Origin of the sequence: Paraburkholderia sp. BL18I3N2 (assembly GCF_003001875.1) — a bacterium.
Classification (GTDB): domain Bacteria; phylum Pseudomonadota; class Gammaproteobacteria; order Burkholderiales; family Burkholderiaceae; genus Paraburkholderia; species Paraburkholderia phytofirmans.
Genome location: NZ_PVNC01000032.1, coordinates 26,208 through 42,013 on the forward strand (window position 1 = coordinate 26,208; position 15,806 = coordinate 42,013).

Annotated in this window: 9 protein-coding genes and 1 pseudogene; all 10 read left to right on the plus strand. The window is 58.7% G+C overall.

Annotated features, from left to right (window positions below):
- Nucleotides 1-606 precede the first annotated feature (606 nt).
- The gene (locus B0G75_RS37760; RefSeq protein ID WP_106314745.1) at nucleotides 607-3,300 is read left to right on the plus strand and encodes a DDE-type integrase/transposase/recombinase; all 2,694 of its coding nucleotides are present in this window, start codon (nucleotides 607-609) and stop codon (nucleotides 3,298-3,300) included.
- Nucleotides 3,284-4,423, plus strand: a complete 1,140-nt coding sequence (locus B0G75_RS37765; RefSeq protein ID WP_106314746.1) for an ATP-binding protein — start codon at nucleotides 3,284-3,286, stop codon at nucleotides 4,421-4,423. Before B0G75_RS37760 ends, B0G75_RS37765 begins: the two co-directional genes overlap by 17 nt.
- Nucleotides 4,420-5,838, plus strand: a complete 1,419-nt coding sequence (locus tag B0G75_RS37770) for a TniQ family protein (protein WP_106314747.1) — start codon at nucleotides 4,420-4,422, stop codon at nucleotides 5,836-5,838. Before B0G75_RS37765 ends, B0G75_RS37770 begins: the two co-directional genes overlap by 4 nt.
- A complete protein-coding gene (locus B0G75_RS37775) occupies nucleotides 5,835-7,196 on the plus strand; it encodes a TniQ family protein (RefSeq protein WP_106314748.1) in 1,362 nt (453 codons plus the stop codon). The genes B0G75_RS37770 and B0G75_RS37775 overlap by 4 nt, the downstream gene beginning before the upstream one ends.
- A gap of 336 nt (nucleotides 7,197-7,532) precedes the next feature.
- On the plus strand, nucleotides 7,533-9,602 hold the full coding sequence (locus tag B0G75_RS37780) for an ATP-dependent endonuclease (RefSeq protein WP_106314749.1): 2,070 nt from the start codon (nucleotides 7,533-7,535) through the stop codon (nucleotides 9,600-9,602).
- Nucleotides 9,595-11,331 (plus strand): UvrD-helicase domain-containing protein, encoded by a 1,737-nt coding sequence (locus B0G75_RS37785; protein WP_106314750.1) that lies wholly within the window; start codon nucleotides 9,595-9,597, stop codon nucleotides 11,329-11,331. The genes B0G75_RS37780 and B0G75_RS37785 overlap by 8 nt, the downstream gene beginning before the upstream one ends.
- 14 nt (nucleotides 11,332-11,345) lie before the next feature.
- Nucleotides 11,346-12,242, plus strand: coding sequence for a bacteriophage abortive infection AbiH family protein (locus tag B0G75_RS37790; protein ID WP_106314751.1), 897 nt, complete (start codon nucleotides 11,346-11,348; stop codon nucleotides 12,240-12,242).
- A gap of 794 nt (nucleotides 12,243-13,036) precedes the next feature.
- A pseudogene (locus B0G75_RS42150) lies at nucleotides 13,037-13,153 on the plus strand (AbiEi antitoxin N-terminal domain-containing protein); the annotation flags it as partial.
- Between the two features lie 146 nt (nucleotides 13,154-13,299).
- Nucleotides 13,300-13,785: a type IV toxin-antitoxin system AbiEi family antitoxin domain-containing protein gene (locus B0G75_RS42155; RefSeq protein WP_374956952.1), complete on the plus strand. Its 486-nt coding sequence runs from the start codon at nucleotides 13,300-13,302 to the stop codon at nucleotides 13,783-13,785.
- A gap of 36 nt (nucleotides 13,786-13,821) precedes the next feature.
- The gene (locus B0G75_RS37800) at nucleotides 13,822-15,639 is read left to right on the plus strand and encodes an AAA family ATPase (RefSeq protein ID WP_106314752.1); all 1,818 of its coding nucleotides are present in this window, start codon (nucleotides 13,822-13,824) and stop codon (nucleotides 15,637-15,639) included.
- The last annotated feature ends 167 nt before the right edge of the window (nucleotides 15,640-15,806 follow it).

Consider the following 15,806-nt stretch of genomic DNA (forward strand, 5'->3'; position numbering starts at 1 on the left):
GAAATCTACGGCAGGTCGCCGGTTGCAGCGTGTGACGCAAAGAACCGTCGTTCGATAAGGTATCCATATCACTTTACGTGTGCGTGTTATTGGCGAGAACCGGCCATGTCAGCCCTTGCCTGGTTGGGGGGCGACGACACATCGGCCGTATTGATTTCTCCCCGACTCCTCCCTAAATTGCGATTATCCGCGCGGAATCATGACTTGAGAGCACCGCCCCAGGGCGGCCCAGCGCTAGCTGCGAACCCGTTCGCGGCATGTCCTCGTCGGCATGTGCTTCTTGAGCGCGTTGAAGTGCCCTGGCGTCCGCTGCACACGGTTGTTACGGGAAATGGTCGGCTGACTCAGGTCCCTGATCGCTCAAGGCTAATCGGGTGGGGTTGCTGGAGGGAAACGACCGGCCAGGCGCACGGTCGGCGTCCTGAAGCCGGCAAGGGATACGCGGCAGAGTGTCAGTCCAGCACTGTTGTACTCAGCGACGTGACGCGCCGCATCGGACGGCAAACCCGGCGCAGGGGCCGGAGGGTTGTCATGGCGGGTTCCTCATATCGGTTTTCACATTGCATTGTTAGTTACCACGCTTAATTACTGTGTTCTGGAGGACTGATGCGGAAGTTTGATTCCGAGGTCATGTTCGAGCTTTTTGAGACGCACAGTCTGCCTGCGCGAACACGGGAGCTGATCGTTGAGGGATTCAGGCAGCCCGCCCGCTGGACGACCGTGACGCCTTTTCGTGCGCCGGCCGACCTGCCGTGCCCCAAGATGGGATTTGTCATTCACGCGGCGAATCCGCTTGAGCGGAAAGCGGCGATCATGTACCAGTTTCGCAACGATGTTCTTGGCTATCTCGACAGTCCGTTTGCGTTACATGTGAAGTACGAGGGCAAGGGAAAGCGTCCCGTCCAGTTTAACTGGCCAAACGGTTTCCTTCTGATAACAGCGGGCGGCTTCATCTGGGAGGACTGGGCACCGTTCAGCTCGCTCGTCGCCCAATGCAAATCCAAACCCGGACGATTTGTCCGGGATGGTGACGTGGTACGCAGCCCGCCCCTGGAAGAGGCCGCCCGGCGGCTTGGCCTTGAATATCGGCTGCGCTCGGATCTGGACCTTGATCCGCTGGCCTGCCGCAACCGGGAGTTCTTGCGCAGCTATCTCGTCGACGCGGTCAGCACACCCGCATGGTTCCGGTCCGAGTTGCGCGAGTATTTCAGGATCAACGCCTACGGGACGCTCGAGGAACTTCGGCAGGACCTGCCACATCGCACGGTGGATGACTTCCTCGCGGCGATTGCCAATGGCGAACTGACGGCTGACCTGTCGCGCGCGTTTGTGCTGGATGCCGATATTTTCATGGTTTTCCGGGACGCGCAGAGCATGGACGCCTATCGGCAGTCGGGGCTATGGGCGGAAGCGCACGCCGCCAGTTACCGCTGGGAGCCCGACGACTTTTCCAGTGGGACGCGCGTCTTTATTTCTGGTAACCCGTTCACGATTGTGAGTCGGGGCAACCTCGAGCTAATTCTGCAGCCGGATCAGGGCGGCCAGTTGATCCGCATGCGTCATGCAGTGGTCGAGGCCGCGGTTCGCAAGGGAACGCTGATCGTGGAACAGCAGCCCGCGAGCGCGCGCGATCCACTGCGACTGGATTCACCCCTGCGGTTCGCCAGCACAAAGGATGTCGATGAGGCAAACGCGAAGCTTGCGCTGCTTGAAAAATGGGAGGTCGGGACGCGGACCACCGAGGTGATGCAATACTCGGACCGGAGTTATCGGACCTGGCGGCGGCTGCGTGAGGATGCCATTGCGCATGGCATTGACCCAACCATCGCGCTCCTTTCAGGCCGGCACGACCGCGGGAACCGTACGCCGCGCCTCGATGCGCAAGTTGAAAAGATCGTTTGCCGGATCATCAAAACGCGTTTTGATGATCTCAAGGGCCGCGGCAAATGGTCCGTTTTCGGCGACCTCAAGAATGAACTGAAAGACAATGGCCTGGAGGAGATCTCAAAACAGACGTTTCTGAGACGAGTCTTGAAGGCAGCCTCCGTCAGGACCGTCGCGCTGCGGGAGGGTCGCAAGGCCGCCTATCAGGCCCAACCGTTCTACTGGTGGCTGGAGCGGGACACGCCGGTTCACGGTGACTTCCCCATGCAATGGGTGCACATCGATCACACGCCGCTTGAGATCGAAGTTATTTCCGAGGAAACGGGAGAGGGACTCGGTCGTCCCACGCTGACCCTCGTGGTCTGTGCATTCAGCCGTCGGGTCATTGGCTTTTACCTGGCGCTACTGAGTCCGCGGTATATCAGCTGCATGGCCGCTGTCCTGGATATGATCCGCCGGACTGGCAGGGTTCCCGACGGCATTATCTACGACGGCGGGGCAGAATTTTTTTCGGTCGATTTTGAAGGAATACTAAGCTTTTTGAGGGTGGAGCGTCACCCCCGCAAGTGCTCTGCACCGCGTGATGGCGCGTTGCTCGAAAGGATGTTTGGATTCACACAGACGATGCTGATTCATCAACTGGATGGCAATACCAAGGCGCGCCGGAATATCCGGCAAATGACCAGGGAAACGGATCCGTCCGGCCATGCGAAATATACCCTTGCGGAACTGTATGACGGACTGGAGGAGATATTTTGTGACATCTATGAAAAGCGCCGGCATGGCACATTGCTGATGTCGCCGGCAGCGAAATTCGAAGCAGGACTGGAACGCTCGGGCCAGCGACTGAATCGCCTGAAAAGATTTGAAGACTGTATCCCGCATGCGTTTCCCTCCGTGAGGGGGCACACTCGCACGATCGACGCACAGCGCGGTGTACGGGCCAACTACGGCCAGTACCACAACGCCCGGCTCGAGTCCCCGATGTTTCACGGTCTCGTTGTGCCAACGAAGTACCACCCGTTAGATCCGAAAGTGATTTACGTGTTCGTGGATAACGAATGGATTCCCACGATATTGGGCAAGGACGACGGCACTTGGCAAGCGTCCACCTTCTTCAATATGGCCCATCTGGAAGAGCGGCGGATGCTTGAAAGCCTCACGCGTGACTCCCAGAGCGACGCGAACATGCGCGTTTCCCGACTGATCGCGCAGATGGAATCATCGGCGAATGACGACGTCGACCTCGACCAGGTAACGCCCGAACCCGCACTACCCCACCACGCTGGCGCGGATAATCCTCCTGCGGCTCCAGTCGGGGAGGAAGGAGCGGGCGCCCGCGACAGCCGCGACTCGGCGCTGGTTGAAACGATGAAGGGATTACTCGCCGGAGGGTACCGTGGCGCACGTTACTAGACAGCAGCCTGCACTCTATCCGCCAGGGCTTGAGCACGCAACCACCAAGGAGAAGCTGGAATTCTTCGAGGGGGTGATCATTGAGCATGATCTGTTTGACGACACGCTTGAACAGATTGACGATCATGCGAAAAGCGGACTGAGGGGAAGCATGGTCGTGCTGGTTGGTCCGGCGGGGGCCGGAAAGAGTTCCATCGGAGATACCGCCTGCAGCAGGATGAACAGGGAGTTCTTCGAACAGTATCCGGGTGACCTGCACACGATCCCGGCGGCCCTTGTTGAAGCCTGGGCGCCCGAATCCGACAGGTTTGACTGGGAGGACTTCTACCAAATGATACTCAAGGTCCTGCAGGTGCCACTGATCGGAGACACGCTGCCGGAGGTCAGGCGCATCATCGCCGGACGCGAACTCGTGCTGCCGCTATTTTCAGTTGCGGGTCGACCAACCCTCCGGATGCTGCGCCAGCGGCTTCGTCGCGGGGTCGCAGACCGTCAGCCATCCATGATCTTTGTCGACGAAGCCTCCAGTGTATTCGTGTCTCCGCGGCAGGGAGTCAGGCGGCAGGCCAATACCCTGCGCTCGATCGTCAACAAGGTGCATACGCTGCTTGTCCTGAGCGGTGCCTATGACCTCTACGATCTCGTTCTGGAAACTGGACAACTGGCTCGCCGTGGGCAGGTCGTGCATATGCGGGGCTACTTTAAATCGGAAGAAGAATCGTTCGGCAAGGCCGTGATCGCCTTGCAGAACTGCATGCCTGTGGATCCCCCCTGCAATCTGCAGAATCATATTGACCGGCTGGCCGAGCAGTCGCTCAGGACCATAGGTCACCTCAAGTACATTCTGTTGCGGGCTTTAGGCGAACACTGCAGGACGAAACAACCCATTGATGGGGACGTGCTGAAGCGCGCCTTCTACAAGCCGGCGCAGCTCGAAACAATGAGGATAGAGATGTATAACGGGTATCAGAAGGTCGAACAACGTCGCCATCCCGACGATGACCGGGTCGGCAATGACCACGAACCAGCGGCCAGCAAAACGGCTGATGACAAGGTGCCCAAAACAGGCAAGAAGGCGCACATAGGCAAGCCTAAGCCAAGCCGCAAGCCAATCGGGCAATGATCCACACGGACACGCTGTTCGTTGTCCCTCCGCGTGCGCCGTTCAAGGCTGAGCCGCGGGGGCTGGGGACATGGCAACGGCAGCGTCTGAGCAGCTATCTGCTGGACGTCGCCGCCGCAGCGCGCGTACGGCCTCAGGCTATCCTGGACAGCTATGTGGATTGGCGGGCGCACAAGAGAACCGGGCGTTTCGGCAAATGCATGCGACTCGACCTGATCAATGGCAGCGGACCCTCCGCGCGGCTGTGGGTGTCGGCGGTGTCGCCGCTTGTGGGTCGAGAAGACCTCGACGACTTGACCCTGTTACCGTTGGCGCATGCCTTTGGCGAGACACCTGGCGTGATGTCAAAACGGCGGCGCTGGTGTCCGCAATGCCTGTACGGCGACGTTGCCGAAGGTGGGTACCCGTATGAGCGCCTGTTGTGGTCTATTTCGTACGTCCCCGTTTGCCCACTGCATCTGACGAGACTCGAAACCGCCTGCCCGAAGTGCGGTATCTCGCAGCTCAGCGAACTAAGCCGGCACACGCAGTCGGGTTTTTGCGGCGCCTGCAAAAGTTGGCTGGGCCGCAAGCAGTCGGAACCTAACGCGGTCGACAGCCAGACGGCGTTAGGAGCATACGAGATATGGGTGGCCAGGGATTTCGCCAACCTGCTGGCGCTGGATCGGGAAAGCGCTGCCTTGCTGTCAAGAGACCGAGCGGTCGGATTGCTGCCAGGCGTGATTGCGACAGCCTATCGTGGCAACAGGATGGAGCTCTGCAGGCATGCGCGATTTCCGAAAATCACGGTGGATGTCTGGCTGCAGGGGCGTTCGCTGCCGACACTGAGTGCCTTGGTCCGCCTTTCATGGGTGCTTCAGATGCCGTTGCGTTCATTGCTGGCGGGAGATAAAGACGTGGCTGCGACAACCCCAAGAAGCGAAGTATCCGTGGAGTTCCTGCCATCAAAATCTCGTCGCAAACCGCTGCGCGGCTGCGACTGGGCACGGATCGAGCGCAACCTGAAGGGATCGATTGACAGTGATCAACCTTATGAAAGCTGGCACGCTGCGGCGCAAGCGCAAGGGATTCGTCCTTCGCTTCTGCGAGCACGCTTTCCTGACCTAGCAGCCCGGATTCGTGACGCGGGCCTGCAGCGCAGGCGCGAAGCGGCAGACGCCCGGCAGCGGGCGCGGGCGCTGGCCTTTGAAGAAGCCACGGTTCAGTGCATGCAAGAACTCATCAGTCGCCAGATCTATCCAGATCAGCTGAAAGTGCGACAGGCCTTACGTGAACTGGGATTTTGCATCGACTGGTTCGCAGCCACCAAGGTGTTCGCGTCCGTTCGCAGCAGGCTCGCAGGCGAACTTTCGACGCTCGGACGTCGTGCCGCCGTGCACGGGAGAGGGACGAACCGGAACGGGAACGCCCGGTGAGTGCATTGCTCCTCATCGATGCGCAAGTACCTCCTCGGGCGAGCTTCCGGAGCGAGCCGGCCGTCGCGCACGGCTCCGGGCGGCAGAAGCTGAGCAACTTCGTCGTGAGAATGGCCAATGAATCCATGGTGCCGGTGGATCGCGTGATCCGGGACCTTCTGGTCTGGCCCGAACGGACCGGGCCCGGAGGCAGTCGGGAACGGCGGCCTTTCGCTACCGGACAGTGCCCTGAACTGGTCAACGCGACCGGCGACATGGCCCGGTACTGGAGTGACAGGGTCAATCATCTGGCAGGTCGGACGGACATGGCGGGGCTGACGCTGCTCCCGTTCGCGCCGGTACTGAACGATCCCGCCGGTCTGATGACACGCCAACGCCGCTGGTGCAGCGCGTGCCTGCAAGACGATCTCGAACGCGGTTCGCCCATCTATGAACGCTTGCTGTGGTCGCTCAGACTGGTGACCCATTGCCCGGTCCACGAGGTCGAGCTGCGGTCGCAATGCGTCACGTGCGGCTACGTGCACCAGCGTGAGCTGACCCGAAGGGCCGTGTCCGGCATGTATGGCCGATGCCATGGCTGGCTGGGCGCGAGGGCAAAGCGGGAACTCTTCCAGCAAAATCCGTCGCCAGATAACTGGCGCGAGGGATGGACCTCCCGGCAGCTGTCGGACCTGCTCGACCTGTCGCCGGAGCAGACGGGGACCGTGTCGCAGGCCTCGGTGACAACGATGATCAATGCCGGCATCGATGCGCTGTGTGACGGCAGCGCAAAGGAATTCGCGAAGCTTTGCGAGAAGGCAACGTCCAGTCTTTCTGAATGGCGCAACGCTGTCAACTTGCCGTCGCTCCCCGCCCTGATCCAGCTCAGCTGGAACTGCGGGATACCGCTCGCGGCATGGTTCACTGGCGACCCGAACGTTTGGCACATGGCGAAGCCACCGTCGCGCTCGGTGTCTATGGCGTCGGCGAGCAAAGGGCGAGTCGTCGTTGGCAGGGACTGGGGTGCCATTGCAGCGTACCTCGATGCGTGCGTCGGGCGCTCTGACTATAACCAGAGCTGGGCTGCTACGGCACGGAAGGTCGGGGTTGATCCGAGCGAGTTACGCAGGCGGTTTCCGGTCAGGGCGGCGCGCATTAGTGAGCGCGCACGTAAAGCGAAGAGCGAGGCGGCCGAGGCCCGTCGGGTGCAAAGACATCAGCGCATCGAAGCGCTGGTCCATGAAGCCGTCAGGGAACTGGAGGCAGTCGGTCAAAAGCCCACCCGCCGCCTGTTGGATGCCACGCTTCGCGCACGGGGTCTTACCGTCCGCCACGCCGAGTATTGCTGGGTGAAGAGGGTCCTTGCTGCCAGGGCGTGAGTTGCGTTGCCTGCAGTACTCGCACGGTGTCCCGCAAGGCAAAAGATTCTGGTCGCGGGATTCGCAATCTGCTCGCCCAAACATCGATCTACCGTCGTTCGACGGCGCTTTCGCAGCTGCACCTTCCTTGTTGACATTCATCAACTGATGGCGGCGAATTCCCACAGCTCCCGCTAACCTGAAGTTATCAACTGACAATCATTGGTTACTGGCCAAAGTTCAATGCGATTCGCGGCCGAGCTTACTAGATACCTTTAGATCGATCGCCCCCAGACCATGGAATTTATGAACTACCATACGCGAAACCAGCACTTCAAATGCTAACTCGGGGGATAAATGAAGTTGCGCCGTGCCCAGATAAAGAACTTCCGCCTTCTCTCGGACGTCGACCTTGCTTTGGAAGACCTTACTACCGTCGTTGTCGGCCGCAACAACAGCGGCAAGACATCTCTTTCTGAAGTCATCCGACGGCTACTCGCCGATGGCAGCGCGCAGTTTCAGCTTGAAGATTTTTCCAGCTCCTGCTATGAGGACTTTCGTCAGGCCTGGGAGGCCCGGAGTAACGGCGAACACGACGATACCGTCCGGGCGCTCATCCCCTACATCGAGCTGCGACTGACTTTCCAGTACGACCCGAATACGCCGCAACTGGGTCCGCTGAGTCCTTTTGTCATCGACCTCGACCCTGACTGTACCGAGGCGCTTGTTGTGGTCCGCTACGAGCTGAAAGACGGTCAGCTTTCGCAGTTTTTCGATGGCCTGCCAGCGACACCGTTGTCCGCCGAAACCCGACTAACGTTTTTTCGTACGTTGCGGGACCGGATACCCGGGAACTATGCAACGCGCATATGGGCGGAAGACCCCAATGATGCTGGAAACCAGCGACATCTCCTTCCGGGCGCAGTGAAGGGTCTGGTCAAGACGGGTTTCATCAACGCGCAGCGTGGTCTGGATGACATCACGTCACGGGAGTCGGACGTACTTGCCAAGACTGTCGAGCTTCTATTCGCAACGGCGTCATCGGCTTCGGCAGATGCGGCCGACAAACAGATCGCAGATTCCCTGACGGAAGCCGTCCAGGGTATTCAGTCGCAGATTGATACCAACTTCGGTGGCCAACTGAAGGGATTGATCCCTGCCCTTAAGAGCTTCGGGTACCCCGGATTAGGCAATCAGGAGCTGCATACGGAGACCCTTCTTGACGTACGAAAACTGCTGTCCAATTTCACGAAAGTTCGCTACGCCGGCTATAGCGGTGTCGCGTTGCCTGAATCGTACAACGGCCTCGGTGCGCGCAATCTGATCTTCATCCTCCTGCAATTGGCGGGCTTCTACAAAGCCTATCGCGCCGAGGCGACGGCCCCTGGTGTCCATCTCATTTTCATCGAGGAGCCCGAGGCGCATCTGCACCCCCAGATGCAGGAGGTATTCATCCGGCAACTCGCCAAAACGGCCCAGTTGCTGGTGGACAGTACAGAAGACAAGACACCCTGGCCGGTCCAGTTCGTCGTTTCTACGCATTCGTCACACGTCGCAAACGAAGCGGGTTTCGAAAGTATCCGTTACTTCCTCGGAAGGGACGTGCCTGGAGCGCAAGCCGGCGTCCGGCAGACGAGGATCAAGGATCTGCGCAGGGGGCTGGATGGCGTTTCCGAGCCTGACAGGAAGTTCCTACACCAGTACATGACACTGACGCGTTGTGATCTCTTTTTTGCAGACAAGGCCATTCTGGTTGAAGGCTTGAGCGAACGTCTTCTTTTGCCGGTCGTTATCGGGAAACTCGAAGAAGCTGAGCCCGACTCCCCGAAATTGTCCAGCCAGTACGTCACCACGATAGAAGTGGGAGGCGCGTATGCACATTTGTTCTTCAAGCTTCTGCACTTCCTCGAACTCCGCAGCTTGATTATCACCGACCTGGACGCTGTGGAAAAAGCGGGCGGTTCGGCGTGCGAGGTCCACAAGGGAACCTATTCAAGCAACGCCTGCCTGAAGGCGTGGTTTTCGGATGACGATCCATTCACCCTCGGGGGACTGTTGGCCAAGGGCGAGGCCGACAAAATAAAAGAGGGCAATCGCATCACCTATCAATGTGCGGAAGTGGAAAGCGGTCCATGTGGGCGGACGTTCGAGGACGCCTTCATCCTCGCAAATCAGGCGTTGTTTGGGCTGACGGGCAATACAAGGGAAGAGTTGGAGCTCGCGGCCCGTGGCAAGGCAGGCGAATTCAAGAAATCGGATTTCGCGCTCAAGTATGCCATCGAGGAGAAAGGGTGGCGTGCTCCGAGGTATCTTGTTGACGGCGTGCGATGGCTGGCAGCCGGCATCGAACCCGATCTGTCCGATCCTGCGCTGGCTTTGGCAGCAGACGCTATCGTTGCGAAGGCGGAGGCCGCTCCTCATGGCTGATGTCCAATCGCCCGCCGAGTTGGCGAGTCGACGTGCCCTCTTTGCAATGTTTCAATGTCTGGATGAAGGACGCAGTTTCCGGCTCGAAGCCGGGGCGGGTGCCGGCAAGACCTATTCCCTGATCAAGGCGTTGCAGTATCTCATCGAGCGAAACCAGCATAGTTTCCCGAAGAAGAATCAGCAGATTGCGTGTATTACATTCACGAATGTTGCTAGAGACGAGATTGCTGCTCGTACTGACAAGAGCCCGTTGGTGTATTGCGAGACCAACCACGCCTTCTGCTGGTCCCTGATTAGCGGTTTCCAGAAGCAGTTGCGGTCCCTGGTGGAGGCAATGCCGCATTGGCAGGAGCGACTTGCAGAGGTCGGCGGCACTCTCGGCAGCCGCGTGGTCGAGTACAGCCTGGGGCACCGCGCAATTCGCGAGGACCGTGTATCGATCCACCATGACGATGTGCTGCCTCTCACGATTTCCCTGATGGAGTACTTGAAATTCCGTCGGATGGTTGCGGATCGCTTTCCCATCATACTGGTGGACGAATATCAGGACACTGACAAAGATTGGGTCGAGGCGATCAAGCGGCTCTTTTTAAGCAATCCGGATGGGCCGCCGTTCGGCTTCTTCGGAGATCACTGGCAGAAAATCTATGGTGATGGCTGCGGCCGGCTTGAGCACGAGTCCGTAACGGAGATTGGAAAGGAAGCCAACTTCCGGTCGGTCAAGACGATCGTGGATTGCCTTAACCGGATGCGGCCTGAGTTGCGCCAGGAAGTCAGGGACCCGGATTCCGTGGGCCAGGTGAGCGTTTTCCATACCAACGGCTGGGTGGGGCAACGCCGAACGGGTGGACATTGGTCCGGTGACCTTCCCGCGGAAGTTGGTCACGAGGCGCTTGAGCGCGTCAAGGGGGTCCTGACGCAGCACGGATGGAACGTGGCACCTGGGAGCACGAAGATCCTGATGTTGACGCACAGGCTGCTCGCAACCGAGCAGGGCTACACGAACCTGCCAACCGTATTTCGCTACAACGACGCTTTCACCAAGAAGGAGCATCCGCATATCGCCTATCTCGTGGATGAACTCGAACCAGCCTGTGACGCGTTCGCGGCAAACCGGTTCGGGGCGATGTTCGAGGCGCTCGGCGGCACGACTCCACTTCTTCATAGCCATGCAGACAAGGCGGCCTGGCATAATGCAATGACCCGCGTCCTGGAGCTTCGGGCGACGGGCACTGTTGGAGACGTCATTGATCATCTTCTCGATCGACGCAAGCCCCGGCTTCCTGACGCGATTGAAAAGCGTGAGCGTGAACTGCGCGGCTTCGATCGGGCGGCCGGCGAGGAGATGCCGGAAAGGCTTGCCGAAGTCGAGCGGCTGCGCGCTGTCCCATACGCGGAGATATCGGCATTGCGGGCGTACCTGGACGGTCATTCTCCCTTTGAGACCAAGCATGGGGTGAAGGGTGCCGAATTCGACAACGTCCTGGTTGTTATCGGTCGGGGATGGAACCAGTATAACTTTGGCGAAATGCTCGGGCTTGCGGCTGGCGAAGCGATTCCGGCAGCGAGGGTGGAGTTTTTCGAGCGAAACCGCAATCTTTTCTATGTTGCGTGTTCTCGCCCCAAGCGACGCCTCGCATTGCTATTCACACAGCTGCTGTCGCCGGTCGCGATGGGCACGCTGGAACAATGGTTTTCGCCTGAGAGCATTCACGCTGTCGCACTCTGAAAAGAGGTCCATCGATGATATCCCGTACGCTTTACGTGATCGGTAATGGCTTCGATCTCTGGCACGGAATTCCGTCGAGCTATTCGTGCTTCAGGGATTACGTTCGGTTGCATGGTCGTGACGTGTTCGACGCCGTGGAAAGCTATCTGCCTGCAGGGGAGAACTGGAGCGATCTGGAGGCGGCATTCGGAGAGATTGATGTTGACCACGTCATTGAAAGCCTTGGGCAATTTATGGGGGGCTATGGAGACGATGACTGGAGTGATTCCGGCCATCATGATTTTCAATACGAAGTCGAACGTGTCGTTGAGCGTCTTTCCGGCGGGCTACGGTTTCTTTTCGGCGAGTGGATACGGCAATTGCCCATTCCAACGACAACAACTGTTCGGCGGCGTTTGCATTCTCTGGACAAGGAAGCGATCTTCCTGACGTTCAACTACACGAAGACGTTGCGCGAAATATACGGCGTGGCCGACGCCAACGTCCTCCACATTCACGGCAATGCAGATTTGCCTGATAGCGAGTTAATTCTCGGGCATGCGTGGCATCCCGAACGCCGTCGATCGCTCAATGACCGGCCAGACATCGAGGAGATCGACGTCCGCCTGGCAGAAGCGCACGACATCCTCGATGACTATTTTTCGCAGACCTTTAAGCCTTCGGCCCAAATAGTCCAGGCTCATTGCGATTTCTTCGCGTTGATGCGTGAAGTCGAGGAGGTTGTCGTGCTAGGTCATTCGCTGTCCGACGTCGATGAACCGTATTTCGAAGCAATGCTTGCTGTACCAGCGCTGCGTAGGGCACGCTGGACGTTGGCCTGCCGCGAAGATGCTGAAGAAAAGTCCAGGCGCATACATAGATTTGGCGTAACGGCTGCCTCCGTGCGTACCGTCTCCTGGGATGCTCTCTAACTAGCGCGGCTCATGCAGCATGAATAAGGCTAACCTTGTCATGCGTTGCACTATCCCTCAGTTTAAGCACCCGGTCGGGCTCCACCGTCGCTTCGTACGCTTCGAACGAAGCCATTCAGGGTGATTGAAAGCCGGGTGGTGTCTTCTGGCGGGTCAAGGCGCTCGCCGAGAATCAAGATGGTGCGGCGGACATGTGTTGAACATGTTCAGCGCTGGTTCGCACCCCGCCATTGTGCTCGACATACGTCGACTAGCCGGATTCGGTCGGGAAGACTCATACCCCGATATCGCAAATTCCTTGTTCGTGCGTCGGGTCCCGGCTGTTGTGTGGGCCACGTGCATCGGTTTCACGCCGTCTGGCGCTGCGTTCGCTTTCGCTGGATGGCCGTCGTCGAAGCGGGATGACGTGACGCGCCGCCCCTCCCGGAGTGATTGTGACGGTAATGTCGTCTGCGGCGGGATGTATTACGCGCGGTTTGGGCCGCTTTCCCCGGTTCCCGCCGCGCAATCGGGATTCCTGGTCGTTCCCTGCCTGTTTTGCGGGCAACCGTTCAGCACACATCCCTGATATCACCCAGCCACTGGGCGACTGTTACGAAAATGCTGTGGGCTGATCCCCGGCCACACCACCTAACCTTGGCAGGTTTGTGTAGAGCGTTTAAAAATTGCAGATAATCAACGAGGCTGCCCCATATACTGCAGGCAGATAACGCAGCTTCTAGGAACCCATGAGCAACAGGACCGTCCAGCGGCTGATGCTGGAGAGCCGGCGCGGCCATCCGATCGATTCCGGCATGCTCCGGGCGATGGGAATCAGCGCTGCGCTCGCGTCGCACATGGTCAAGTCCGGGCGGCTGAAACGGCTTTCACAGGGCGTCTACCTCCTGACCGGAGATACCCTGACACGGGACGGGACGATCGTTTTCTTGACCCGTCGCATTGCCGGTCTCCATGTAGGGGGAAAAACCGCCTCTCCTGGCAGGGAGTGCGTCACAACATCGCGTTTCGCGAAAAGGTGGTGCTCTGGCGCCAGCAGCCCTGTCGCATCCCGTCCTGGGTGGGCCAGCATCTGCCTATGCATTCCAGACCACTACCTTGTTCGACGACGATATGCCCTACGAAAAGGGCCTCAAGCCACTTCCCGCTGGAGATCCAGAGGTCAAGGTCTCGGTGCCCGAGCGTGCCATTCTGGAACTCGCCAGCAATGTCAGGCAAAGGTCAGTCGCTTAAGGAAGCTGGAAACCTGATGGTGAGCCTGCGTGCCGACGTGCTGGACGAATATTCGAGGCACTGCCACCGCGCGAAGGTCGTCAGGCTTGTGCGTGACCTTGGGCGTGAGGCCGATTTTGCGTGGTCCCGGGAAGTCCAGAACCATGTAGACCGTCTCGACGCCGGGAAAAGATGGTCGAATAAGACAAAGAACGGTCGGAAACACTCAAACCAGAATGATTGGAAGCACCGACCGGCTGATGCACGAGCGTCTCGCACGACTTCATCGAAGCGACTATTTCCGATACGTTCATGTAACATCTGCCGACCATGAGCCTATGGCTCGCAAATAGCAAGTATCGAGGAATACATGTATCTCGTTGATCTAGAGCTGACGAATATCCGGGCGATACGACACATGTCTCTCGACTTTCGGAGCACCAACGGGCATAAGAAGACCCGGCGCTGGACTGTACTTCTGGGTGAAAACGGATGTGGAAAGAGCACAGTCCTCAAGTCAATCGGACTGCTGCTTGCGGGTTCAGAGGCGCTGCCGGACCTTCTTGGATCGACTGATCAGTGGATTCACAACGATGCGAAGCAAGCCACCATTAGCGCGACCATCTGCACCGCAGAGGGTGATGAGCGCAAGCTCACATTGGTGCTCAACCGCGGGGATGGGCGTGACACCGTCATAATAGGAAACGAATACGGGCTTCGACAACTAGACGTCGCCCTTCGCAAGGCCGATCGCAACTATTTCATCGCTGGCTATGGCGCATTCCGCCGGCCGCCGGACTTGACTCGACGGAGCAACTTCAGCGCCAGCAATGTGCGCGGCAGGGCAGCGCAACTGGCTACCCTGTTCTCCTTCGGCGACGGGCTGGTCAGCCTTGAGGAATGGGCGATGGATCTCGACTACGTCGAAGGCACCAAAGGTCGCAACATCATCGCGGATGCGCTCGGCAAGCTCCTACCTGGCATGCACTTTAAGGGCATCGACAAATCCAATCGGACCGTCGTGATGAAAACGGTCGATGGCGATGTTCCTTTGCGACAACTGTCTGAAGGCTATCAGGCAATGGCAGCCTGGGCTGGGGATCTGCTTTTCCGGATGACGGACTCGTTCAGAAACTTTAAGGCCCCCCTAGCTGCGCGCGGCGTCATGCTTATCGATGAGATGGATCTGCACCTGCATCCCGTGTGGAAGCGCAATCTCGTTGATTTTCTCGACAGTGCGTTCCCGAATCTCCAGATCATCGCGACAACGCACTCTCCCTTGTCCGTGCAGCAGTGCGGAGAGGGAGAGCTTTTCGTGGTGCGCCGTGAGGCTGCAGGCCCGACGCTCGTACCCTTCGTCGGCGACCCAAGTCGCTTGCGTCTCTCTGAACTGTTTCTGTCACCGCTTATCGGTCTGCAGACGCTTGACTCCCCGAAGGTCGCTGCTCTACGCGAGAAGGCACGAGAGATTGAGCTCAAATCTGGTCGCAGGTCTGCGAAAGAACTCGCCAAGCTTCGCTCTATCCAGAGGCAACTTGACGGCACGACGCCGCTCACCGCAAAAGAGGCCCCCGCTTTTGCCGAGCTCATTGCGTATCAGCGGTCTCAGCCGAGCGCCGACGCCGAAGCAAGAATAAAGGCGGCGCAACAACTCTTCGGAACCAAACGTGTGACCGTCCCCCCGTCGACGCCCGCCGCCGAGGAGAGGCCGACGAATCGTTTGCGCCGAGTGCCTCGATCTGCCGTGGGGTCCCGACACGTGGGCGACAGTAGGGCGAGGGCAACGGCAACGGCGGGTCGCCTCGTCGCTAACCAGTCTGCGTCAACCGAGAAAGCCGTAGCAACGAAGCCACAGGTGAAGAAGGCTGTGGTCAAGAGCACGCCCCTGACAGAAGTGGCTAGAAAGTCCGCGGCAAAGAAAGCGCCGGTTAAAAAAATGGCGGTAAAGAAGGTGGCGGTAAAGAAGGTGGCGGTAAAGAAGGTGGCGGCAAAGAAGGTGGCGGCAAAGAAGGTGGCGGCAAAGAAGGTGGCGGTAAAGAAGATGGCGGTAAAGAAGGTAGCGGCAAAGAAGGTAGCGGCAAAGAAGGTAGCGGCAAAGAAGGTAGCGGCAAAGAAGGTGGCGGCAAAGAAGGTGGCGGCAAAGAAGGTGGCGGCAAAGAAGGTGGCGGCAAAGAAGGCGGCGATTTAGAGGACACGGGCAAAGAAAGTGCCGGTGAAGAAGGCCACGTCTAGGCCGAAAGCGCCTAAGAGCGCAAAGTTTGGAGGTGTCAGAAATTTCGTGTGCTGAGGCCGGTTAAAAATCTCAGCTGATGGCGGCGGTGAATCGCTCACCGAACAGAATGGCGAACTGATTGA